Source organism: Nocardioides sp. (genome assembly GCF_035697785.1).
GTDB lineage: Bacteria > Actinomycetota > Actinomycetes > Propionibacteriales > Nocardioidaceae > Nocardioides_B.
This window is the reverse complement of sequence record NZ_DASSCL010000148.1, coordinates 1-23,135: the sequence shown is the minus strand read 5'-3', so window position 1 is coordinate 23,135 and position 23,135 is coordinate 1. Positions and strand designations below refer to the sequence as shown.

The 23,135-nt window shown below is 72.7% G+C and carries 19 protein-coding genes and 1 pseudogene; 8 read left to right on the top strand and 12 right to left on the bottom strand.

Going from position 1 to position 23,135, the window contains the following annotated elements; translation table 11 throughout:
• Positions 1-189 (top strand): annotated as a pseudogene (gene aspA, locus VFH10_RS15730) (aspartate ammonia-lyase); the annotation flags it as partial.
• Between the two features lie 146 nt (positions 190-335).
• Here the strand turns inward: aspA and VFH10_RS15725 are convergent.
• The 3 genes from VFH10_RS15725 to VFH10_RS15715 all read right to left on the bottom strand — a co-directional run bounded on the left by VFH10_RS15725 (position 336) and on the right by VFH10_RS15715 (position 3,685).
• Positions 336-1,013 carry a transglycosylase SLT domain-containing protein gene (locus VFH10_RS15725; protein WP_325130208.1) on the bottom strand — a complete coding sequence of 226 codons (678 nt, stop codon included), beginning with the start codon at positions 1,011-1,013 and terminating at the stop codon, positions 336-338.
• A 220-nt stretch (positions 1,014-1,233) separates the two neighbouring features.
• Positions 1,234-2,490, bottom strand: a complete 1,257-nt coding sequence (locus tag VFH10_RS15720; RefSeq protein ID WP_414689879.1) for a PhoH family protein — start codon at positions 2,488-2,490, stop codon at positions 1,234-1,236.
• A gap of 418 nt (positions 2,491-2,908) precedes the next feature.
• Positions 2,909-3,685, bottom strand: coding sequence for an isoprenyl transferase (locus VFH10_RS15715; protein ID WP_325130205.1), 777 nt, complete (start codon positions 3,683-3,685; stop codon positions 2,909-2,911).
• A 115-nt stretch (positions 3,686-3,800) separates the two neighbouring features.
• Between VFH10_RS15715 and trhA the strand changes: the two genes are divergently transcribed.
• Positions 3,801-4,514, top strand: a complete 714-nt coding sequence (trhA, locus tag VFH10_RS15710) for a PAQR family membrane homeostasis protein TrhA (RefSeq protein ID WP_325130203.1) — start codon at positions 3,801-3,803, stop codon at positions 4,512-4,514.
• A gap of 346 nt (positions 4,515-4,860) precedes the next feature.
• Here trhA and VFH10_RS15705 read toward each other — a convergent pair whose 3' ends face one another.
• Positions 4,861-6,864 carry a thioredoxin domain-containing protein gene (locus tag VFH10_RS15705; RefSeq protein WP_325130200.1) on the bottom strand — a complete coding sequence of 668 codons (2,004 nt, stop codon included), beginning with the start codon at positions 6,862-6,864 and terminating at the stop codon, positions 4,861-4,863.
• 143 nt (positions 6,865-7,007) lie between these two features.
• Entirely contained in the window at positions 7,008-10,046 is a 3,039-nt protein-coding gene (locus VFH10_RS15700; protein ID WP_325130198.1) for a N,N-dimethylformamidase beta subunit family domain-containing protein, read from the bottom strand.
• Between the two features lie 463 nt (positions 10,047-10,509).
• Here VFH10_RS15700 and VFH10_RS15695 point away from each other — a divergent pair, with 463 nt between their 5' ends.
• Both VFH10_RS15695 and VFH10_RS15690 read left to right on the top strand, forming a co-directional pair.
• On the top strand, positions 10,510-11,127 hold the full coding sequence (locus tag VFH10_RS15695; RefSeq protein ID WP_325130196.1) for a hypothetical protein: 618 nt from the start codon (positions 10,510-10,512) through the stop codon (positions 11,125-11,127).
• Entirely contained in the window at positions 11,124-12,017 is an 894-nt protein-coding gene (locus VFH10_RS15690) for an LCP family protein (protein ID WP_325130194.1), read from the top strand. Before VFH10_RS15695 ends, VFH10_RS15690 begins: the two co-directional genes overlap by 4 nt.
• Before the next feature lie 4 nt (positions 12,018-12,021).
• Here VFH10_RS15690 and VFH10_RS15685 read toward each other — a convergent pair whose 3' ends face one another.
• From VFH10_RS15685 to VFH10_RS15675, 3 genes are all read right to left on the bottom strand, one after another.
• Entirely contained in the window at positions 12,022-12,672 is a 651-nt protein-coding gene (locus VFH10_RS15685; protein ID WP_325130192.1) for a response regulator transcription factor, read from the bottom strand.
• Positions 12,669-14,909, bottom strand: coding sequence for a sensor histidine kinase (locus tag VFH10_RS15680; RefSeq protein WP_325130190.1), 2,241 nt, complete (start codon positions 14,907-14,909; stop codon positions 12,669-12,671). Before VFH10_RS15680 ends, VFH10_RS15685 begins: the two co-directional genes overlap by 4 nt.
• Positions 14,910-15,298: 389 nt before the next feature.
• Complete coding sequence (locus VFH10_RS15675; protein WP_325130188.1) at positions 15,299-16,045, bottom strand: hypothetical protein; 747 nt, start codon at positions 16,043-16,045, stop codon at positions 15,299-15,301.
• A 122-nt stretch (positions 16,046-16,167) separates the two neighbouring features.
• Between VFH10_RS15675 and VFH10_RS15670 the strand changes: the two genes are divergently transcribed.
• From VFH10_RS15670 to VFH10_RS15655, 4 genes are read left to right on the top strand one after another with little or no spacing between them, the layout of a single operon-like run.
• Positions 16,168-17,343 (top strand): esterase/lipase family protein, encoded by a 1,176-nt coding sequence (locus tag VFH10_RS15670; RefSeq protein ID WP_325130187.1) that lies wholly within the window; start codon positions 16,168-16,170, stop codon positions 17,341-17,343.
• Positions 17,344-17,374: 31 nt separating this feature from the next.
• Positions 17,375-17,770, top strand: coding sequence for a thioredoxin (gene trxA, locus VFH10_RS15665; RefSeq protein WP_325130186.1), 396 nt, complete (start codon positions 17,375-17,377; stop codon positions 17,768-17,770).
• A 40-nt stretch (positions 17,771-17,810) separates the two neighbouring features.
• On the top strand, positions 17,811-18,455 hold the full coding sequence (locus VFH10_RS15660; RefSeq protein WP_325130184.1) for a class I SAM-dependent methyltransferase: 645 nt from the start codon (positions 17,811-17,813) through the stop codon (positions 18,453-18,455).
• A gap of 5 nt (positions 18,456-18,460) precedes the next feature.
• Positions 18,461-19,417: a LysR family transcriptional regulator gene (locus tag VFH10_RS15655; RefSeq protein WP_325130182.1), complete on the top strand. Its 957-nt coding sequence runs from the start codon at positions 18,461-18,463 to the stop codon at positions 19,415-19,417.
• Here the strand turns inward: VFH10_RS15655 and VFH10_RS15650 are convergent.
• The 4 genes from VFH10_RS15650 to VFH10_RS15635 form a co-directional block, all read right to left on the bottom strand.
• Positions 19,401-20,654 carry a vWA domain-containing protein gene (locus VFH10_RS15650; protein ID WP_325130180.1) on the bottom strand — a complete coding sequence of 418 codons (1,254 nt, stop codon included), beginning with the start codon at positions 20,652-20,654 and terminating at the stop codon, positions 19,401-19,403. The genes VFH10_RS15655 and VFH10_RS15650 overlap by 17 nt on opposite strands.
• Complete coding sequence (locus VFH10_RS15645) at positions 20,651-21,538, bottom strand: MoxR family ATPase (protein ID WP_325130178.1); 888 nt, start codon at positions 21,536-21,538, stop codon at positions 20,651-20,653. The genes VFH10_RS15650 and VFH10_RS15645 overlap by 4 nt, the downstream gene beginning before the upstream one ends.
• Positions 21,535-22,428: an XdhC family protein gene (locus tag VFH10_RS15640; protein ID WP_325130176.1), complete on the bottom strand. Its 894-nt coding sequence runs from the start codon at positions 22,426-22,428 to the stop codon at positions 21,535-21,537. Before VFH10_RS15640 ends, VFH10_RS15645 begins: the two co-directional genes overlap by 4 nt.
• Positions 22,429-22,439: 11 nt before the next feature.
• The coding region (locus VFH10_RS15635; RefSeq protein WP_325130175.1) for a molybdopterin cofactor-binding domain-containing protein at positions 22,440-23,135 on the bottom strand (696 nt) is incomplete at its 5' end.

Genomic DNA, 23,135 nt, shown 5'->3' with positions numbered 1-23,135 from the left:
CCGTCGGTGGTGACGCCGCTGAACAGGTACATCGGCTACGAGAACGCAGCCAAGGTGGCCAAGAAGGCGCTGGCCGACGAGAAGACCATCCGCGAGGTGGTCGTGGAGATGGGGTACGTCGAGCGTGGTGACCTCACCGAGGCCCAGCTCGACGAGGCGCTCGACGTGGCACGGATGACCCGCCCCTGACCTCTTGGGCGGGGGCAAATTCACTGGGTCCCCAGTGAATTTCCCGCCTCCCGTGGCGAACTCCCCGCGGGAACGGGGGGATTACCACGGGACCGTGGTAATCGGCCGCCGCCCCGCACCGCCACCCGCACCAGTTGGTAGCGGGATCAGTACCAGTTGTTGGCCTGCTTGAACTCCCACGCCGAGCACGGGGTGCCGTAGCTGCTGCGGATGTAGTTCAGCCCCCACTTGATCTGCGACGCGGGGTTGGTCATGTAGTCCGCGGGCAGGTCGTCGTGGGTCTCGGTCAGGGCCTGCGGGATCCCGTAGGCGCTCGACGTGGGGTTGTCGGCTCTCGGGTTCCAGTCGCTCTCGCTGACGTACAGCGCGTCCAGGCAGCCGAACTGGTCGGCCGAGAAGCCGTACCTCGGCAGCAGCGCGCGGGCGATGTCCCGCGGGTTGTCGGAGACCTGCTTCGTGCGGGCCCGCCCACGAGCGGACCGGTCGCGCGACGCGGTCTTCTTCTTGTCGGCCTTGTCGTCCGCCTTCTTGTCGACCGACGTACGACGGTCCGAGCGCGAGGTCGAGCGCTGCCGGTCCTCGAGCTGCTGGACGATGTCCTGGTTCTGCTCGTGGCCGGCGACGATCCGCGGGGCGGCCCGGAGCGCGGGGCCCGCGGTGTTGCCCTCCGCGTCCTGCTGGGCGAGCACGCCCGAGGACACGGCTATGCCGGTCGCGGCAACGGCCACACCGGAGAGGAGCACGGTGGAGCGGAGGCCCTTCTTGGGGGTGGTCGCTTGAACAGGGCCGCGGTGCTTGGGGACGTACCCTTCACGTCTTGGCACAGGGGGACTCACAAACGTCGACTGCAGGTGGACTCGTGCAAACGGGGCCCTCGAGGGGCCCCGGAAGAGTTACCAAGGTGCATGATCCCAACACCTGGTCGCAAATCCGGCCATCGGGCCGCATCGTGACAAGGTGGCCGCCGTCACATCCCGCACGCTGCGGGTGCGCGGCGGACCTGCCCACCGCGCACCACGCGTCACACCAGCCTGTCTAGACCGCTCAGATGGTGACGTTCTCCAGCATCTCCGTGACCAGGGCCGCGATCGGGGACCGCTCGGACCGGGTCAGCGTGACGTGCGCGAACAGCGGGTGCCCCTTGAGCTTCTCCACGACCGCGACGACGCCGTCGTGCCGGCCCACCCGCAGGTTGTCGCGCTGGGCCACGTCGTGGGTGAGCACCACCTTGGAGTTCGCGCCGATTCGGGACAGCACGGTGAGCAGCACGTTGCGCTCGAGCGACTGGGCCTCGTCGACGATCACGAACGCGTCGTGCAGGGAGCGGCCGCGGATGTGCGTCAGCGGGAGCACCTCGAGCATGCCGCGGTCCAGGATCTCGTCGACGACCTCACCGGACGTGAGCGCGCCCAGGGTGTCGAACACCGCCTGTCCCCAGGGCGACATCTTCTCGGACTCGCTGCCGGGGAGGTACCCGAGCTCCTGGCCGCCGACGGCGAACAGCGGGCGGAAGACCACGACCTTCTTGTGCTGGCGGCGCTCCATCACGGCCTCGAGCCCGGCGCACAGCGCCATCGCCGACTTGCCGGTGCCGGCTCGTCCGCCCAGCGACACGATCCCGACCTCGGGGTCGAGGAGCATCTCCAGCGCGATGCGCTGCTCGGCAGAGCGGCCGTGCACCCCGAAGGCCTCGCGGTCGCCGCGCACGAGGTGGACCCGCTTGTCGGCCTTCACCCGCCCGAGCGCGCTGCCCCGCTCGGACAGCAGCACCAGACCGGTGTGGCAGGGCAGGTCGCGGGCCTGCGCCAGGTCCGCGACGCCGTCGTCGTACAGCTCGTCGATGTCGGCCGACGTGACCTCCAGCTCGGTCATCCCCGTCCAGCCGGACTCCACGGCCAGCTCGGCGAGGTACTCCTCCGCGTCGAGCCCCACCGCCGAGGCCTTGATCCGCATCGGGAGGTCCTTGGAGACGAGCGTCACCTGGCGGCCCTCGTTGGCCAGGTTGCGAGCAACGGCGAGGATCCGGGAGTCGTTGTCACCCAGCCGGAAGCCGGAGGGCAGCGACGCGGGGTCGGTGTGGTTGAGCTCGACCCGGATGGACCCACCGCTCTCCCCCACCGGCACCGGCTCGTCGAGCCGGCCGTGGGTCACCCGCAGCTCGTCGAGGCCACGCAGGGCCGCGCGGGCGAAGTAGCCCAGCTCGGGGTGGTGCCGTTTCCCCTCCAGCTCGGTGATGACCACCACCGGGAGGACCAGCTCATGCTCTTCGAACCGGTAGAGGGCACCCGGGTCGGCGAGCAGGACGCTGGTGTCGAGGACGTAGGTGCGGACGCCCGCAACCTCCTCGCCCTCCTGCCTGGACCGGGCCCGTCCGGCCGTACGGCGGCCGGCTGATGCTGGGGTGCTCTTCGATGCAGCCACGACTCGTCCCCTCGCAGACCGGCACGCGCACTCGCGTCCCGGTCCTGTTCAGATCTCTCCGTTGGACCGGGACCGGGCCCGAAAGTCCGAGTGCGGACCTCCGAGTGTTGCGTGGTCGTGATGTCTCACGAACGGGCCTCCCGAAACGGCTGGCTTCCCCACCTGCCGTCCCTGTGAAGGTAAGCCGCCCGCGCGGCCGGAGGGGGCAGGACACGCCAGAACGCGTGATGACCGGAAGGTAAAGACTGACCGCCCCACGACGGACGAAGCCAGCGGTTGGACCCGCCCTCGACAGGGGTCAGGAACCGAACCGGCGATGGCGTTCGGAGTAGGCGCGCAGGGCGCGCAGGAAGTCGACCCGCCGGAAGTCCGGCCAGTAGGCCTCGCAGAAGTAGAACTCGCTCTGGGCGCTCTGCCAGAGCAGGAACCCGCCGAGCCGCTGCTCCCCGGACGTGCGGATCACCAGGTCGGGGTCGGGCTGGCCCTTGGTGTAGAGGTGCTCGGCGATGTGCTCGACGTCGAGGATCTCCGCCAGCTCCTCGATCGAGGTGCCCCGACCGGCGTGCTCCTGGAGCAGCGAACGTACGGCGTCCGCGATCTCGCGCCGACCCCCGTAGCCGACCGCCACGTTGACGATGAGGCCGGGCACGTCGCGGGTCTCGTCGGCCGCCTCCTTCAGCCGGCGAGCCGTGTCGGCGGGCAGCAGGTCGAGCGCGCCCACGGGGTTCAGCCGCCACCGGTGCTGGACCGCCAGGTCGGCCACCGCCTCCTCGATGATCACCAGCAGCGCGCGCAGCTCGTCGGCGGGCCGGTTGAGGTTGTCGGTGGAGAGCAGCCAGAGCGTGACCACCTCGACGCCGGCCTCCTCGCACCACTCGAGCAGCGGGGAGATGTTGGCGGCGCCGGCGCGGTGACCGTGTGCGGCGTCGCGGCCGACGGCCTTCGCCCACCGCCGGTTGCCGTCGAGCATCACGCCGACGTGCTTGGGCATCCGATCGGCGGGGAGCCTGCGCACCAGGCGACGCTCGTAGGCCGGGTACAGCACTCGGCGTACCGCGTCCTTCCAGTCAGCCACGAACCACCACCTTACTCGGGGCTCCGGGGTGTCGCCGATCACCCGCGGGCGCCATCGAGGGAGCTGTTTCCGGGAAGATCGGGTGGCCCTTGCCGCGGATGGGTAACTTCGTTGCATGACCGACCCGCAACCGCTCTCCGCAGCCGGTCGCCTCAGCGACCGGCTCGGCGTGCACATGCGGGAGGCGCTCGCCGAGGTCAAGCCGCGCCTGCGCGGCTGGATGCACGCGGTCACGGCCCCGCTGGCCTTGGCCGGGGGGATCGTCCTTGTGGCGCTGTCGCCCAACGCCACCACCCGGATCGGGTCCGCGGTGTTCGCGACGACGGCGATGATCCTGTTCACCGTGTCGGGGATCTACCACCGCGGCACCTGGAGCCCTCGGATCTGGGCGTTCCTGCGGCGTTTCGACCACGCCAACATCTTCCTGCTCATCGCCGGCACCTATACCCCGTTCAGCCTGCTGCTGCTCGAGGGCCGCAACCAGGTGATCCTGCTCAGCACGGTGTGGACGGGCGCGATCCTCGGCGTGTTGTTCCGAGTGTTCTGGGCGGACGCGCCGCGCTGGCTGTACACCCCGATCTACATCGCGCTGGGCTGGGCGGCGGTGTTCTTCTTCCGGGACTTCGTGCACGGCAGCGGCGCCGCCGTGCTGACGTTGATGTGCGTGGGCGGCGGTCTCTACACGCTCGGCGGCCTGGTCTACGGTTTCCAGCGACCCAACCCGTGGCCGCGATGGTTCGGCTTCCACGAGGTGTTCCACACCCTCACCATCGCCGCCTTCGTGACCCACTACGTCGGGGTCTCCATCGCGACGTACTCCCTGCGCTGACCTCCGCCCGGCGCCACCGGATCCGGCCTTCCCGGCATCTGAAACGACCCGCCGCCCCCTCTGGACGACGCCCTGCACCCGGCGTACGGTCGAAGGACTAGATCGTCAGATCGGTGGGAGGTGTTGCACTTGCCGCGGAACCCCAAACGATCGCATCACGAGCCTGAAGGGCCGTGAGGAGACACGAACACTCTCCCGGAGGGGAAGGCGTCAACGCCTTCCCCTCCGGCCTGTTCGGGGGGCCAATTCACTGGGTCCCCAGTGAATTGGCACCTTCCCGGTGTGAACTCACCACGGGAACTGGGAGATCACCACGGGAAGGGTGGCCGACCGAGACGAGTGGCTCTCAGAGCAGCGCGCGGAGCTCGGCCTCGCCGGTGACCGGGCGTTCGCAGACCATCCCGCGGCACACGTACGCCGCCGGCCGGCCGTCCACGAGGCCGCGGCCGGCGAGCAGCGGCACCCCGTCCGGCGAGTCACCCGCGGGTCGGCCCGCGGCGACCACCAGACCGGGTCGCGAGCTCGCCCGGGCCACCCGCAGCAGCCCGTCGTACGCCGGGTCGTGGAGCTCGCCGACGACCGCCACCTCGAGCGGACCGTCGAGGGCCGCCTCGGCCGCGGCCAGCGACCAGCCGGCGAACCGGGGCGCCCGCTCGGCCAGCACCCGCACGTTCCGCAACGCGGCCTCGGCGGCGTCGCGGTGCCGTCCCGACCCGGTGAGCGCCGCGTGGTGCAGCAGCGCGTGCACGAGGGCCGACTGTCCGGACGGGCTCGCGTTGTCGCTCGGGTCGCGCGGCCGGGAGACCAGCGTCTCGGCGTCGTCGGCCGTGTCGTGGAAGCCGCCGTCCGCTGCCGCGAACGCGTCGAGGGCCCGGTCCAGCAACGCCCCGGCCAGGTCGAACCACTGCTGCTCACCGGTGACCGCGTGCAGCACCAGGAAGCCGTGCGCCACGCACCCGTAGTCCTCCAGCACCCCGGAGTGCCGGCCGGCCACACCGTCGCGCGACACCCGCAGCAGCCGGTCGCCGTCGAGGTGCACGTCCACGAGCAGGCGCGCGGCCCCACGCGCGGCCTCGAGGTAGCGGGGCTCGCCGAGCAGCGCGCCGGCCTCGGCCAGGGCGGCGATCGCGAGCCCGTTCCAGGCCGCGACCACCTTGTCGTCGCGGGCCGGGTGCGTCCGGGTCGCGGCCCGGTGCGCGGCCAGCCGCTCCCTGAGCCCGGCCCACCGGGCGGGGTCGAGGTCCTGGCGCAGCTGCAGGGTCGAGGTGCCGTGCTCGAACGTGCCCTCCTCGCTGACGCCGAGAAGCCCGGCCGCCCAGCTGCCGTCGTCGGCCCCGAGCACCTCGACGAGCTCGCCGGGTGTCCAGGCGTAGAACTTCCCCTCGACCCCGTCGGTGTCGGCGTCCAGCGCGGAGGCGAAGCCGCCCTCAGCGGTGCGCAGCTCGGCGAGCAGGAAGTCGGCCGTCTCCCGCGCCACCCGCTCGCCGAGCGGGTCGCCGGTCTGCCGCCACCAGCGGGCGTAGACGCCGAGCAGCTGGGCGTTGTCGTAGAGCATCTTCTCGAAGTGCGGCACCACCCAGGCCCGGTCGACCGAGTAGCGCGCGAAGCCGCCCGCGAGCTGGTCGTAGAGGCCGCCGCGCGCCATCGCCGTCATCGTGGCCGCGGCGAGGTTCACCGTCTGCGGGGACCCGGTGCGCGCGCCGTGCCGGAGCAGGAACTCGAGCACCATCGACGGCGGGAACTTCGGCGCGCCGCCGAAGCCGCCGTTGGCCGCGTCGAACTCCCCCGCCAGGGTGCGGACCGCGCCGGCGAGGACGTCCGCGTCGAGCGGCTGGTCGCCGGCCGGCATGCCCTGGCCGCGCATGTGCTCCGAGACGTCCCCGGCGACCCGGCGTACCTCGTCCCTGCGCCCGGTCCACGCGGACACCAGCGCCTCGAGCACCTGCCGGAACGACGGCTGACCCTGGCGCGGCTGGTCGGGGTAGTAGGTGCCGGCAAAGAACGGCTCACCCTCCGGGGTGAGCACTACGGTCATCGGCCAGCCGCCGTGACCCGTCATCGCGGTCGTCGCCGCCATGTACACCGCGTCGACGTCGGGGCGCTCCTCCCGGTCGACCTTGACGTTGACGAAGTGCTCGTTCATGTACGCCGCGGTCGCCTCGTCCTCGAACGACTCGTGGGCCATCTCGTGGCACCAGTGGCAGGCGGCGTACCCGACGCTCAACAGCACCGGACGGCCGGTCGCGGCCGCCTCCGCGAACGCCTCCGGTGACCACTCCCACCAGTTGACGGGGTTGTCGGCATGCTGCAGGAGGTAGGGGCTCGTCGCCTTCGCCAACCGGTTCGCCACTTGACCTACCTCCAGCACGGGGATTCCACGATGGGATACAACAACACCTTCACCGAAATCCCGCCCGAGCACACGTTTCTGTCGCCCAGGAGGTGGTCGTGCGCCGCCCGGCAGTCCATACAGCTTCGGCTTCGGGCCGAGGATCAGCTGGCTGGGACCTGGTTGACCGACGGGAGTCCGAACCGGTCCAGGTTGTCGACGGCGGGGTGCCGCAGCGCCGCCGGCTCCTGCGAGAACACGCGCAGGACGTTGGCGGTGACCTGCCGGACGAAGCGCCGGGTCGCGGCGGGCAGGTGATAGGGAGCGCAGCGGCCGGTCAGCGCGCAGGTCCAGCGAAGGGTTCCCGCGTTGAACACCCCCGCACCCGAGCGGGTCGTGTAGTACACCGACTGCGCGGAGGTGGTGACCCCGCCGCATGAGTACGACGCGTGGGACAAGACCTGCAACGGGCGCGGTGTCCCGGGCACCGGATAGACCCGATCGGCCTCCACGCCGACCAGGTGCGGGAACGACTGCCCGCGCCTGACACCCGTACCGCGGAACCCCCACCAGCCCGGCGTCACGACCCGGTACGGCGCGTCGACGGGGAAGCATTCGTACTGCATGCCGGTCAGGTGATGCTCCCCGGCCCGCGGTCCGGGTGCGTGCCGGAACAGTCCGGTGCGGAGGCGTTCGCGGCTGACCGGGTCCAGGTTCGCGTCCGACCGGTACCCGACCACGACCCGGCCCCGACCGTGGCGGCCGTCCTCGAGCCGGATCCGCCAGTACATGGTGTTGGCGCCGAAGAACGCGAGGTTGACACCATCGGCGCGGGCTCGCTCGACCACGCGCCGCATCCTTGGAGTCCAGTACTCGTCGTGTCCCATCGACACGTACGCCCGGGCCCCGTGCAGCGGATCACGCAGCGTGTGCAGGTCCAGGTTGGTGAGGTAGGCGAGTGGGAGCCGGGCGCGTTCGGCGGCCACCACCAGGGGCACCACGCCGAACATCAGCTCACCGGACCCGGGCGGCGGGTAGGGCCGGTCGAAGCTGACCGCCCAGGCCCGCCGGTCGCCCGATGGCCCCGTGTACAGGCTGTAGCCGCCCCAGTCGTTGTAGGCCTGCCAGGTGGTCACCGGCGCGACCATGACCACCCGGCCAGCGACCGATGGAGAGCGGACGATGTAGGGCACGTGCGCCTGCCAGCGCGACGTGCTCAGCTTGAACACGTACACACCCGGGTCCCAGCCGCGCGTGTCCACCCGCGAGGTTCCGGCCCAGTCGGCGTGCACGGTACGCCGTGAGGCATCCGTGAACCTCGCTTCGGCCTGCCGCCGCCCGCGCAACATGTCCGACTGCCAGACCCTGCGTCCTGTCCCGCCGCGGTAGCCGCCGATCCGGTACGCCGTCACCCGATACCGACGGGCCGTGGTGGACACACGCAGGTCGACCGGAACGCCGGGTGCGGCACTGGCGCGCGTGGTGTAGCCCGCGATCTGGCCGTCCCGGGCCGGGTGCCGCAGCCGCCATCGGTCGGATCCCCTCAGCCGCCGAGTGGACGTGTGGCCCGCGCCGGGCGCGGGACCCGGGGTGGTGGCCGAGGCGCCGGGCACCACCGCTTGGTCCACCTCCCTCACCGTGGGCGCAGTCCCAGGAACGGTGCACGCGTTGATCATGAGGAGGCCGAGAAGAAGAAGCGTGCCGACAAGCTTCGCAGGGCGTGGCCAGGTTCTGAGTTCCCCTGTCATGTGTCCCCCGCCGGGGTCCGACACCAGGGGCTCGAGTCCGCCTGCGGTCAGCGTGGACATGTAGTCCGGCCGAGGAGCGCCCAACGTCGTCAGAAGAGCAGGGGCGATCTCCAGGGTCGAGATCTCCGGGCGCGCGGCTGGTGACGGGCCTGCCAAGGGCTGCTGCGGGTCGTACACGAAGAGGAGGCCCTCCGGGACGTGGTACGCCGTGGTGTCCGAGCGGTCCTCGATCTCAACGGCCTTCATCCCGAACGCGGCGAGCGAGTGGCGCCCGCCGGCGTACCTGACCGGAGTGGGGCGAGAGTGCAGGTCGGGGTGCCCGACGTCCAGCGAGAAGAAGCCGCCGTCGCCGCGCCGGAAGTGCAGCGGTCGGTCCACCAGTCGCACGTCAGCGAGGCGGCGCTCGAACGTGTCGGCCAGGGCCTCACGGACGGTGACGTTCGTCTGCGGGAGCATCGCAGGGTGGGACCGCCAGGTGCCGTCGGGCATCCCGAGCCGCCGCATGAACGTGCCCACGTCGACCAGGTACACCGCGGTCTCCAGGGCGCGGGCCGTCGTGGCGCGCTGACCCATGCTGGAGCACGTCCAGATCTGGTACTCCGGGTGGGCGTCGGCGAACGCGACGAGCCGCGCCAGCATGCGCTCGGCCCGGCTCATCGCCCATGGGACCTCGTCCCTGAAGCTCGCCACCCACTCGCCGTCCAGCGCGACCTCGGCGTAGTCCTCGGGGTAGGCCGCCGCCCAGTAGCGATGCATCGCCGAGGCAACGTGGTTGCTGAAGAACGTGCTGAAGTCGGGACTGGTCCGCTCGAGGTGGGCCATGAAGACGTCGAAGGCCAGGACGGCCTGGAAGGTCCGACGGCGGGTACGCCGGTGCCGCCGGATGTGCTCGGCGGCCAGGTGGACGCCAACGTCCCGGTAGGTCGACGGCCGGATGCCGAGCCCGCGCGTGGCGGCGAGCACACCCGCTGCCTGGCGCCACGAGACGGAGGCGTCGACGTTGCGGCCGGACGAGCGGCTCATCGTCAGGTTGAAGGACTGGAACCTGGACAGCACCCGGGGGTGCGCCCGGTCATCGGCCGCGAACGCGTCGGGGAGGTAGAACGCGTAGGAGTCGAGGTCGCCGGGAGGAGGGGCGGAGTGGAGCGACCCGCACACCCCGACGCTGGCCCCGTGCGCGCGCAAGAGCTGCCACACCGGAGGAAAGGCACGGTCGGCCGCCGCGTTGTCCTGCCCGAGAGCGCTGATCCGGTGGCGCTCGTCGTGGACGCCCCGGTGCACCGTGGGCCAGGTCGTCCACGGTGAGAGGTGGCCGACGTCGGCGGCGACGGTGACGTACTGACGGGACCGTCGGAGTGCGGTCGCGAGCGGTCCCGCCGGTGCGCGGACCACGTGGTCGTCGACGACGCGCCAGGGCACCTCGTTGAGCTCGAACAGGATCACCTTGCGTGGCATGTCGTCGCTCCTTCGTCGAAGTCCCGGAGCTCGATGCTGGGCCGCAGCGTTGTCCCGCGGCATGAGGCGGCAGACTCGACCAGCCGGGATTCCACGCACCTCTCCGGGCTCGCAGACCCGGTCGGCTGATGCGGCCGCAACCGGTTCCCGAACTTCCCGGCTCGGCCGGGACCGCAGCCTCAGGCGCCGGGCGTGCCGACCGCGCAGGCTCAGTGCATGCGAACCCACCGACTCGGTGTCCTGGCCTCCCCGTCGTCGAGCTCCGTGCTCGACGACGACACGGAGGCCTCGCTCGCCACCAGGCAGGGAGGGCCGGCCCCGTCGAGCACGGGGGAGCCGACGGAGCCGGCCCGCCCGAGAACTGCACGGCTGCGGGACGCCGTCGCGCGGGCCGGGCTCTCGGCGGTCGACACGGTCTGCGCCGGTTGCCACCGGGAGCACGACGATCAGACATCATGAACCCATGGCCCGCGCCCGGCAGGAGTCGCCCGCCCCGAGGATTGCGGGCGCGGTCCGTGGCGGCGCGCTCCTGATGGCCGCGGCCGTCGCACTCGTGCTGGCCGGGTGCACAGGTCCTTCGCCTGAGGCGCCGCGCGACGACCCCGACTCGGTGGCGCTCCGCATCACAACAGCGACGGGTGGGGGCCGGCTGGACGCTGACGACCGCGCCGATGTCGAGAGCGCGATCGGCGCTGTGCTCTCGCAGTACGTCGGCGCGGCGTACCTCGGCGACCACCCGCGCTCGGGCTATCTCCAGGCGCTTGCGCGGTTCACCGACGGCGCCGCCGAGCTCGCAGCTCGCGACCTCGACGTGCTCACGGCGGCGGGCGACGTCGAGTTCTCCTCGGTCCTGGCGACCCGGCTCGACACCGACCTCTCGCTGTACGTCGTCGACGGAGACGCCCTCGGCGCGACCGCGAGGGTGCATTTCGCGTTCGATGCGACCACGGCCGAGGACACTCCGCAGGAGCTCAGACTCGACGGCCGCCTGATGCTCACCCCGACGCGGGACGGCTGGGCTGTGTTCGGGTACGACGTCACCAGCGACGACGGTGCAGCGCTCGGGGAGGACGGCTCATGACGGCAAGACGGCTCGTGCGATGGCTGCGCCTGGTCGTTGTCCTCGCTGTTGCGCTACTGGTCGTGCCCACCGGTGGGGTGCGACCCGCCGCGATCACCCTGAGCGCGGTCGACGGTGCCGAGGGAGTCGACGTGGGCAGCCGGATCACCTGGGTTCTCGTGCTCGGGGAGGACGTCGACGGGCGCACCGACGCCATCCAGCTCGTCGGCCTGGACTCCCGCTCGGGGGCGGCCACCACCATCGGCATTCCGCGTGACAGCTACCTGCAGCTCGGCGAGCCCGTCGGCCTGGACCGGATCAACGTGGCCTACCTGAACGGACCCGAGGTCGTCGTCGACGCGGTGGCGGGGCTGACCGGCATCAGGCCCGACTACCTCGCCGTCGTCGACTTCGCCGCGTTCGAGACGCTGCTCGGCGAGATCGGCCCCGTGACGCTGACGACGCCTGAGGGCTTCGAGAGCCACGGGGTGGTCGTCCGCGAGGGTGAGAACACCTTCGCGCCGGACCAAGCACTGGCCTACGTCCGCCACCGGCTCAGCTTCGTCAACCAGGACTTCACCCGTTCCGCCAACCATCAGCGACTGATGGCCGGCGCCCTCCGGGCTTTCCAGTCGCGTGCGGATGACCCCGGGTTCGTCGAGGCGGCAGCGCTGGCGGGGCTGGCCGCCGTCGACACCGATCTCTCACCTTGGACGCTCTACCGGTTGGCCCAGGCGCTGACGACGGTGGACAGTCGCCGTCTCAGCGGATGCGTGCTCCCGGGGAGGCCGGAGGAACTGCCGACAGGCGCCAGCGTCGTGCTGCTCGACGAGACCGCCGCCCAGCGCATCGGAGCCGACGCGGCGGACGACGCGGTGATCGGGCGCCGTACCTGCCCGGACCCGCTCTGACGGATCACCCGAGGCCGGCGTCGCGGGCCCGCACGATCGCCTGCGCACGGTGGGCCACCTGGAGCTTCGCGAAGATGTTGCTCGCGTGGTTGCGCACGGTCTTGACCGACAGGCCGAGCGCGCGGGCGATCTCCGCGTTGTCGAGGCCCTGGGCGATCTTGACCAGGACCTCCCTCTCGCGGTCGGTGAGCTCCGGGAACGCCTCGTCGTCCGACCTGAGCGGGGCCGAGCTGAAGTAGCTCATCACCCGATCAGCGATGCCCGGCCCGAAGATCACCTCGCCCGCGCCGACGGACTGGATGGCACGCACGATCTCCTGCCGCCTGGCGCCCTTGAGGAGGTAGCCACGGGCACCCGCCCGCACGGCCGCGAAGACCGAGTCGGGATCCTCCATCATGGTGAGCACGACGACGCTGATGTGCGGCGAGGACTGCACGATCCTCGCGGTGGCGTCCATCCCGTTGACCTTCGGCATCTGCAGGTCCATCAGCACGACGTCGGGCTGGAGGTCGAGGGCCAGCGCCACCGCTTCGTGGCCGTCGGCGGCGCTGCCGACGACCTCGCAGCCGTCGACCCCGGCGAGCAGGGCCACCAGGCCGGTGCGGAACTCCTCGTGGTCGTCCACGAGGAGCACCCGGAGTGGTTCGGTGGTCATGACGACCCCGACCCGTCCACGGGCAGGCGGGCCTCGACGACCGTCCCGGCCCCGTCGCCCGACGTCACGGTGCACGACCCGCCCAGCTCCTCCGCGCGCTCCCTCATCGAGATCAGGCCTACACCCAAGCCTGGGGCCGCCACCAGCCCTGTCCCGTCGTCGCGCACGACCACGACCAGCGTGCCGTCCTCGCGGCGCAGCCGGACGGTGCAGGTCTCGGCGTTGCTGTGGCGGATCGCGTTCGTCACCGCCTCCAGGACGATGCGGTACGCCGCCACCTCGACGGCTGCCGGCAGCGGATCGACCGCCCCGTCCGCCACGACGCTCCAGCGGAGCCGGTGTCGACCCGAGCGTGACGTGCCGACCGCGCCCTCCTCGGCCCGCTGGCGAAGGGCAGTGACGAGGCCGAGCTGGTCGAGCGCCGGTGGGCGGAGCCCGTCGACGAGCCGGCGTACGTCGGCGATCTCCTCACGCGCGAGGTCGGCGAGCCGGTCGATCGCGGCAGCCGCCTCGTCGGGGTCGTCTCGCACCAGGTCGCGCGTAGCCTCCAGGCGCATCGCGATGGTGGCCAGGGACGGGCCCAGACCGTCGTGCAGATCGCGGCGCAGGCGTCGGCGTTCCTCCTCCTGTGCCATGACCAGGCGTTGGCGCGAGCGCTGGAGCTCACTGCTCATCGCAACTGCCTGCACGAGGGTCCCGACCTGCGCGCCGACATCCTCCAGGAGGCGCCGATCGCCCGGCCCGAACGGGTCCCGCGACTCGTCGGCCTCGAGCAAGAGCCGCCCGAGGCTGGCCTCCCCGACGACCAGGTCGACCGTGACGGGGACCCGCCGCAGGACACCGACCGAGACGTCACCGGTCGGAGCGGCTTCGATGGCGGCATACGACAGGCGCAACCGGCGGGAGAGCAGGGTGAGCACCTCGGTGAGCGCCTGCTCGGGCGCGGCTGTCGGGTCGAGCCGCCGGAGGTCGGCCACGATGCGCCGGGGCAGGTCGCGGTCGCCGTACACGGCCCGTTGAACGAGACGCCACATGATCACGGCCAGCGGCAGCACGAGGAGGGCGACGACTCCCCCGGCGAGCATCGACCCCAGCGATCGGTCGGAGGCGCGACCGACGGCGCCCACCCCCGCGATGAAGGCGACACCCAGGACGGTCACAACGAGTGCCTGCGCCAGTCCACGGCGGACGGGCGGTTCGATCTCGTCCAGACGGAACCGCAGCACCGCCACCGCGACCGCCGCCAGCAGTGCGACGACGACGATGCCTGTCAGCACCGGCACCGGGACGAGCGGCCGGCTCGCGACTCGGTCGGGCACGTCGCCCAGCAGTACCCGCACCCCCACCGCACCGGCCAGGACCAGGAGCACCAACCGGGTGGCGAGGCGGTCGTCGCGCGCCTGGCTACGGGTGTAGGCCGCGAGCAGGACGACGACGGCACCGACCAGTGCGCCCAGCGCCGCCGGGGTCCACACCGTCAGCAACCCCTGCAGCCGTGCCGGCCCGGGGGCACGGGCAGCGGCCGCCGATGCCCACGCCAGGTAGGCGACGACCGGGGCACCCAGCAGCGCGAGGCCCCATCTCGGTCTGGTCGGGGGATCGGTCAGGGTGGCGGCCACGGCGACGGCCGCCACCGCACCCATCGCCGCGAGCACCTCACCACCGAGGTGTGGCCACACGCCGCGCCCGCCGGCGAGGTCGACCACCCCGAGCCCGAGCGGAGACGACGCGAGCACCCCGGGGATCAGCGCCGTGGCCACCAGTCCCCACCTGGCCGGCGTGGACGCGGGGGCACGCCAGAAGACGACGGACGCGATCGCCAGGCCGACCGCCGCGAGCAGCAGGGCCTCGACATTCGCGCCGAGGGCCGCACGCACCGGGTACGGCGTGAGCCGCACTCCCACGGACAGGTCGATGGCCACCTGCCCGCTCCCGGTGCGCCGGACGTCGTACACGAGACGGTCGCCGACCGATCGCTCCGGGGGTTCGTCCGCCGCCACCCACTCGGCAACGGTGCGACCGTCGATGCGCTGCACCACGTCGCCCGGCCGCAGGGGGGTGTCGTCGTACGTGTCGACCACCATGATCGAGCCACCCCACCGGGACGCGCCGGAGAGGCCCACCGGCGACGAGATCGTGGTCCCGTCGGACGGGCCGGAGAGCAGGGCGATCGAGACCCAGGCCACCGGTACTGCCCAGGCGGCCACGATCACGAGCAGCCGGGCAGCACGCGACATCGTTTGCCCATCGTGCCCCGCAGCATCGCGGCCGTGCTACCCGCCGCGCAGGACCTCCGGTGTCCGATTCGCGTGCCCGAGGCAACGCTCCCAGGGCGATTCCGGGACTCCTTCCCGCTAGTCCTCGAACCGGCCGGCGGCCGCCGGCGTCGCGTCCTCCACCAGGGTGCTCACGTCGTCGCTCAGGATCCTGTGCATCGGCCGCAACTACGCGGAGCACACCGTCGACATGGGCCACGACCCCGACTGGGAGCCGCCCGTCCTTCTTCGCCAAGCCCGGCCACGCGGTGGTCCCCGCCGGGGTCGGGCCGGTCGAGCCGGGCGACCGGCTGGTGGGTCACGTCGAGGGCGTGGCCTCACGGTGAGCTACCGGCGACGCTGAGACCGGGTCACGAGCGGACCAGCACCGCCTCGACGCGGCCGCTGCCGTCGAGGTACAGGTCGACGGCCCACCAGCGGCGGCAGCCGTCGTCGCGCACCCGGGGCTGCACGCTCACCCAGTCCCGCCCCTCGAACCCGGCAGCCTGCTCGCGCGGCAGGCCACGGCAGGTGACGTGGCGCTGGTCGTCCACGCGCAGCTGCGCCGGCTTCGCCACCGCCAGCCGGGAGAGCAGGTATGACGGGTCGTTCCAGGTCGCGCTCCGGTTCGCCTGCCTCGCACCCACCGTGCGGTTGACGTCCACCGGGCCCTCACCGAGCACGACGACGCGGGGTGCCCACCGCACACCCGCCGCCGCACCGGGATCCTCGGCGAACCTGCGCATCGTCTTCGCCAGCGCGCGGCTCGACCGGTCCGCGTCACCCTTGGCCTGCGTGGAGCGAGCGTCGCCCGACTGGCCCTCCGACTCACACTCGTGGTCCCGCTCCCGCGGCTCGATGACCGGCGCGTCCGGGGCGTCCCCGTCGGTGCCGGTGTCCGCGGTCAGCACGCCCACGTCGGCGGGTGCGCGTGAGCCGGCGGTCCCGGAGAGGCCCGGGCCGAGGAGGAACCAGCCCGTCGCGACGACCCCCACGGCGGCGATGGCCGTGAGGCGCACTTGTCGGGACGCCGCCCAGGTCTCGAGCCGCCCACGCTCGGCGGGACCTTGCTGCAGGACGTCGTGGTCCCCTGGCTGCTGGTCGTTGTCCACGTCCACCTCCGGGTGGTCCTCGTCTAGTGTGCCCCCATTCCGCGCTCACGACACCGCCCCGATTCGGGCTTGCGGCCATCACGGCGGGGGCGTGAGGCGTCCGCGCCGGCACGTCTACGGTGAGGTCCGTGCCCAGCCCCGCCTTCGAGACAGCGATCCATCGTGCCGGCCTCCGTGAGACCACGGACCTGACCGGGACGACACCGCCGGTGACCCCGGTCGGCCGAGTGCTGCTCCACGAGTCGCCCGAGGGTGCGCTGACCTGGCACTCACCGACCGCGGCCACGACCCTGACCGCCGCGCCCGGTCGGGTCCGCGCGTTCCTCTTCGACCTGGCCGACCGGGTGGTCGAGGCGTTCGAGCGCCGGCACCGGCCGCACCGGCTCCGCCACTTCGGCAAGGAGACGGACGAGGAAGTCGACCTCGCGAACCTGGCCGACGGGCCGGTGCTGATGCTCGTGCACGGCACCGCCAGCACGGCCGCGAGCAGCTTCGCCGCGATCCCCGACGACGTGCTGGCCGGGGTCGTCTCGTCGTACGCCGGGCGGGTGGTCGCCTTCGAGCACCCCACGATCTCGGTCTCCCCCTCGGCCAACGTCGCCTGGCTCGCCGAGCGGCTGCAGGTGCTGGGAGACCGGCGCGTGCGCGTCGACCTGCTCGCGCACTCCCGCGGCGGCCTCGTGTCCCGGCTGCTCGCCGAGCAGCCCGACCGGACCCACGGGCGGCTCGAGGTGGGCCGCGCGGTGCTGGTCGCGACCCCCAACGCCGGCACCCCGCTGGCCGGCGCCCAGCAGCTCGGCCGGCTGCTGGACCGGATGACCACGCTGGCCGACCTGCTCCCCGGCGAGGTGGCGACCGAGGTGCTCGAGGTCCTGGTCACGGTCGTCCGCCAGGTGGTCGTGGGCGCGCTCGACGGGCTCGACGGGCTCGCCTCCATGGACCCGGACGGCCGGTTCCTCGACGAGGAGCTCAACGTCACACCGGTCCGTCCCGCGTCGTACGCCGCGGTGGCGGCCGACTACGAGCCGCGCCCGGGATCGGCCCTGGCCCGGGTCGCCCTCGACGGGCTGAGCGACCTGGTGTTCGCCGACGTCCCCAACGACCTCGTCGTGCCGACCGAGGGGTGCTACGTCATCCCGGGCCCGGCGTGTCGCCGTATCGACGACCGGTTGGTCTTCGACGCCTCCGCGGCGGTGGACCACAACGGCTACTGGGGCCGGCCCTCGTTCGCCGACGGCCTGCTGCGCTGGCTGGATGGCGACCACGCGGGGAATGACGCAGCCATACCCGTCGTTGAAGACTGAGAACGCCCGCAACCCGCCGAGGAGTGCCCGAATGGCAACGACCACCCTGACCGCCGCCGACTTCGAGAAGACCGTCGCCGACAACGACATCGTGCTCGTGGACTTCTGGGCGTCATGGTGCGGGCCGTGTCGTCAGTTCGCCCCGACGTTCGAGAAGGCGTCGGACGCCAACCCCGACATCGTGTTCGGCAAGGTCGACACCGAGGCCGAGCAGGCGCTCGCCCAGGCGGCCAACATCACCTCGATCCCGACGCTGATGGCCTTCCGCGAGGGAGTGCTCGTCTTCGCCCAGCCCGGCGCGCTGCCGCCGCAGGCGCTCGACCAGGTCGTCGACGCCGTGCGCGGGCTCGACATGGACGAGGTCCACGCCGAGGTCGCCAAGCAGCGCGGCCGGCAGGATGGCGGGCAGGACGCCGCCGGCGCCTGATCGGGCCGTCGGATCCGCGCCGGGACTCTAGGCTGACCGCGTGGACGCACGCGAGTGGGACGAGCGGTACGCCGCCACCGAGCTGGTCTGGTCGGCCGGCCCCAACCAGTTCGTGGAGACCGAGCTCGCCGACCTGGCTCCGGGCAGGGCGGTCGACCTCGCGGCCGGCGAGGGCCGCAACGCGCTCTGGCTCGCGGAGCGCGGCTGGGAGGTCACCGCCGTCGACTTCTCGCTGGTCGGCCTCGACAAGGGGCGCCAGGCGCAGGCCCGGCACCCGCGCGGCCGCGACCTGCGCGTCGACTGGGTGCAGGCCGACGTCCTGGAGTACGACGCCGGACCGGTCGGCTTCGACCTGGCGCTGGTCGCCTACCTGCAGCTTCGGTCGGACCAGCGCCGGGTCGCCCTGCGCCGCGCGTTCGGCCTCCTCGTTCCCGGAGGCACCCTCCTGGTCGTCGCCCACGACTCGTCCAACATCACCGAGGGCACCGGCGGCCCGACGGACCCGGGCGTCCTGTTCACCGCCGAGGAGGTCCTTTGCGACCTCGACGGCGAGCGCTTCGAGGTGATCCGGGCCGAACGGGTCAGCCGGAAGGTGCTGGCGGCTGACGACGGCACCGGCCAGCACCGAGGCGAGCCGGCAAGCACGGCGTACGACGCCCTGGTCCGCGTGGTCCGCACCGACTGACGACCGTGACCCCCACCCAGCTCAGGGCGTTCACGTCCGTCGTCCGGCTCGGCTCGGTCAAGGCGGCCGCAGCGGAGCTGGGTGTGACAGAGGCGGCCGTGTCGCTGCACGTGGCGCACCTGCGGAAGGAGCTGGAGGACCGGCTGTTCGTGCCCACCGCGTCGGGCCTTGCGTTCACCCCCGGCGGGCTGCGGCTGGCCAGCCGGGCGGTGGAGATCCTCGGGCTCCAGGACCGCACGGTTCGTGAGGTCAGCCAGGCCGGCGACGGTCGACGGCTGCTGCGGCTGGCCACGTCCAGCCTCTTCGCCGAGCATGCCGCACCGGGGCTCATCGAGCTCTTCGCCGGTCGCGCCGACGACCTCGACGTCGAGCTCAGCGTTCGGCAGCCCGCCCAGCTGCCGGGTCTGCTGGCCGCGCGCACCGTCGACCTCGCGGTCGGGCCGGCGCTCACCCAGGTGCCGGACTTCCTCGTGCACCAGCCGTTCCTCACCTACGAGGTCGTCACGGTCGTCGGTCCCCGGCACCCGCTCGCCGGCCGGACCCTCACCGCCGCGCAGGTCCGCGACCAGCGCTGGCTGCTCGGTCCGTCCGCGGCCGGTGACCAGGGCGCGATCCCCGGGCTGCTGCGCCGGCTCGGCGTACCCGAGGCGCAGCAGTCCATCTTCCAGAGCGACGCCGCCGCGGTCGAGGAGACCCGGCGCGGCGAGGGGCTGTCGCTCGCGCTCCGGTTCGCGGTGGCGGCCGACCTCGCGGCCGGTCGGCTGGCGCTGGTGGAGGGGTCGGCGCTGCGCGCCTCCGGCACGTGGGCGGCCCTGGCACTGCCGGCGCACAGCCGGCCCCCCGCCGCGGCGGAGCTGTGGCGGTTCATCACCTCGCCGCGGGCGACCCAGGCGATGATCCGCGGCGCCGGGGTGCGGGTCGGGCGGTTCCGGCCCTCGGTGCACGTCACCCTGTGGTCGTGAGCCGCGCGGGCAGCGCCTGACCACCGGGGGTGCCCGGGATGACCACCGTGTCGAGCGCGTCCAGCACCGCGCGCAGCGTGTGGGCCGGCAGGAACGCGTCGCAGTAGGGCAACGCCGCGGCCATGGAGCCGACCAGCGGCTCGAAGCCCGGGGCGGCCGCGCGCGGGTTGAGCCAGACCACGGAGTGCGCTCGCAGGCTGGCCCGGCGCATCAGCCGGGCGAGCAGGCGGGGCTCCTCGGAGTCCCAGCCGTCCGAGGCGACCACCAGCACGCCCCCGCGCAGTGTGCTGCCGTGCCGCGAGGCGAGCAGGGCGCCGAGGCTGCTGGCGAGCTGCGTGCCGCCGTAGCGGTCGGTGACCTGTTCGCTGGCCAGTCGCATCGCGACCTCCGCCGACCGGTGCGACAGCGCGGGTGTCAGCCGGGTCAGCGACGTCGAGAACGCGAAGGTCTCCGCCCGTCCGGACCGGGCCAGGGCGCGCATCACGTGCAGGTACGCCGTGGCGTACGGCTGCATCGACTCGCTGACGTCGACCAGCATCGTGACCGGCCGCGGCCTCAGCACGGGTCGCGACCTGCTCAGCCGCACCGGCTCCCAGCCGGTACGCCGGGACCGGGCGATCGTCTCCCGCAGCGCGATCCGTCGTCCTCCGTGGACCACCTTGTGCCGGCGGCTGGTGCGCATCGGCCAGTGCCGCAGCGACTGCTCGAGCCACGCGCCGACCAGCGCGAGACCGTCCTCGTCGAGGTCCTCGAACGCCACGTCGACGACCGCGGCCACCGCGCTCGGCAGCAGCACGTCCGGCAGCGGCTGTCCCTCGGCGGCGTCGTCACCGTGCACGACCGGTGGGCGGGTGTGCCACGGAAGGCCGCCGCCGGGACCCGCGGCCTGGTCCGTTGCGCCGGGCTCAGGTGACGCGCCGGCGCGGTCCTCGGCCTCCGCCGCCGCGGCCGGTCCGCGCGCCTGCCCCTCCAGCGGCAGCACGGCCTGGCGGAACACGCTGTCGAAGACCCGGTCGAACGTCGGCAGGTCGTGGGGCTGGTGCACCAGGGTTACCCGGCACAGCCAGTACAGCTCCGTCACGTCGCCGGGCGGTGAGGCGGCGAGGCCCTCGGTGACGGCGCCCAGGGCGGTGAACGTGACCGGCACCCCCGCGACCCGCAACCGCCGCGCCAGCGCCACCGCGAACGCACCCCGGTCGACGGCCCGGAGAATGGCGGTGGCGCCCGGCTCGCTCATCCGAACGCGAAGCTGTCGGCGGCCTCGGCGACGAGGTCGCGGTCGTCGGGAGTCTTGGCCAGCGCGCTGAGCGTCGCCAGCACCTCCTCCCGCACCAGCGCGGTCGCGCCGATGGCGGCCAGAGCCGACACCCAGTCGATCACCTCGGCCACGCCGGGCGCCTTGTCGACGTCGAGGGTGCGGACGTGGCCGACGAACCGCGACGCGGACTCGATCAGGGCGACGTTGGCGTGCGGGACCGTGCGTCGCAGGATCTCGACCGCGCGCTCCGCGGAGGGGAACTCGAGCCAGTGGTACAGGCAGCGACGCCGCAGGGCGTCGTGCAGGTCGCGGGTGCGGTTGGACGTCAGCACCACGACCGGCGGGCGCCTGGCGGTGAAGGTGCCGAGCTCGGGAACGGTCACGGACCCCTCGCCCAGGAACTCGAGCAGCAGCGCCTCGAACTCGTCGTCCGCGCGGTCGATCTCGTCGATCAGCAGCACCGGCGACGCCGGTCCGTCGTACCGCACGCACCGCAGGATCGGCCGCTCGAGGAGGTACTCCTCCGAGAACAGGTCCGCCTCGCTGAGCCGCTCGTGGCGCGCCTCCGCCAGGCGGATCGAGAGCAGCTGGCGTTGGTAGTTCCAGTCGTAGAGCGCCTCGCTCGCCGACAGGCCCTCGTAGCACTGGAGCCGGATCAGCGGCACCCGGAGTGCCTGGGCCAGCACCTTGGCCGCGGCGGTCTTGCCGACGCCCGGCTCGCCCTCGAGCAGCAGCGGGAGCCCGAGCCGGAGCGACAGGTAGATCGCGGTGGACGTGCCCTGGTCGGCGAGGTAGTCCTGCGCGTCCAGCAGCCGGCGTACCTCCTCCGCGTCGGCCGGCAGGTCCGACGACGGGGCGTTCACGCGAGCGAGGCCGCGAACGTGTCGCGGCACCCGGGGTTGCAGAACCAGTGGTCGATCCCGAGGTGCCGCAGGTGCGGGGTGTCGGCCACGACGGTCACGGTCATCCCGCAGACCGGGTCGACGGCCGTGCGGGGCGGTGGCGGCTCGGCGTCGGCCGTGACGGGCCGGGCGGCGAGGCCGTCCACGCGGATCGCCCTGACCACGGCGGCGAGGATCGCCAGCGCGATCTCGGGGGCGGTCTTGGCACCGATGTCGAGGCCGACGTGCGGGTGCACGCGGGCCCGCTCCTCGGGCGTGAGATCCAGCTCCGCGAGGATCGCCGCGCCGCGGGTGCGGCTGCACACCACTCCGACGAAGCCGGCGCCGGCGTCGAGCGCGGCCCGGACCGCCGGCACCTCGTCCCCGCCGTGCGTGGCCACGACGACCGCGGTCGCACCTCCGGGGGTGCGACCGGAGTCCGCGCGCTCGACGACGAACCCGAGCGACGGGGCGAGCGTGGCCAGCGCCTCGACGGTCGGTGCGGCGCCGACCACGTGCAGGACCGGGGCCGGGAGCACGGGCTCCAGGTAGATCTCCATCGCGCCTCCGGACAGGCAGGGGTTCACGACGATGCTGGCACCGGGCGCCTCGGGGAACACGTCAGCCGAGTCGGGGAGCACCCGGAGCAGCACCCCGTCGCCGGTGTCGAGCGCGGCGAGGGCGGCCGTGCGCACCGAGCCGGACGCGCAGTGCCCGCCGACGAAACCCTCGATGGACCCGTCGGCCAGCACGATCGCGCGGTCCCCCGGCTGGGCGGAGCTCGGTGCCTGCGCGCGCACGACGGTGGCGCTCACGAAGGGCACCCGCGAGCGGGAGAGCTCCTCGATCCGGTCGGTCAGCGTCGTGGTCACAGGCGGTCGTCTCAGATCGGCGGGGTGGGGTTGCCCTGCATGGCGGCCCAGACCCGCGAGGGGGTCAGCGGCATGTCGGCGTGCCGGATGCCGTAGGGCTTCAGGGCGTCGATCACCGCGTTGACCACGGCCGGCGGTGACCCGACGGTGGCGGACTCGCCGACCCCCTTGGCGCCGATCGGGTGGTGCGGCGACGGGGTGACCGTGTGGCCGGTCTCCCAGTGCGGGACCTCCAGGGCGGTGGGGATCAGGTAGTCCATCAGGGACCCGCTCAGGCAGTTGCCGTCCTCGTCGAAGGAGATCATCTCCATCAGCGCCATCCCGACCCCGTCCGTGAGGCCACCGTGCACCTGGCCCTCGATGATCATCGGGTTGATCCGGGTGCCGCAGTCGTCGACGGCGATGAACCGGCGCACCTTCACCACGGCCGTGCCGGGGTCGACGTCGACGACGCAGACGTACGCGCCGAACGGGTAGGTGAGGTTGGAGGGGTTGTAGCAGATCTGCGCCTCCAGCCCGCCCTCGATCCCCTCCGGCAGGTCGCCGGCACCGTGGGCGCGCATCGCGATGTCCTGGATCGAGACCGACCTGCCCGGGTCGCCCTTGACCGCGAACGAGCCCTTGTCCCACTCCAGGTCCGCGACCGAGACCTCGAGCATCCCGGACGCGATGATCCGGGCCTTGTCGCGCACCTTGCGCGCGACCAG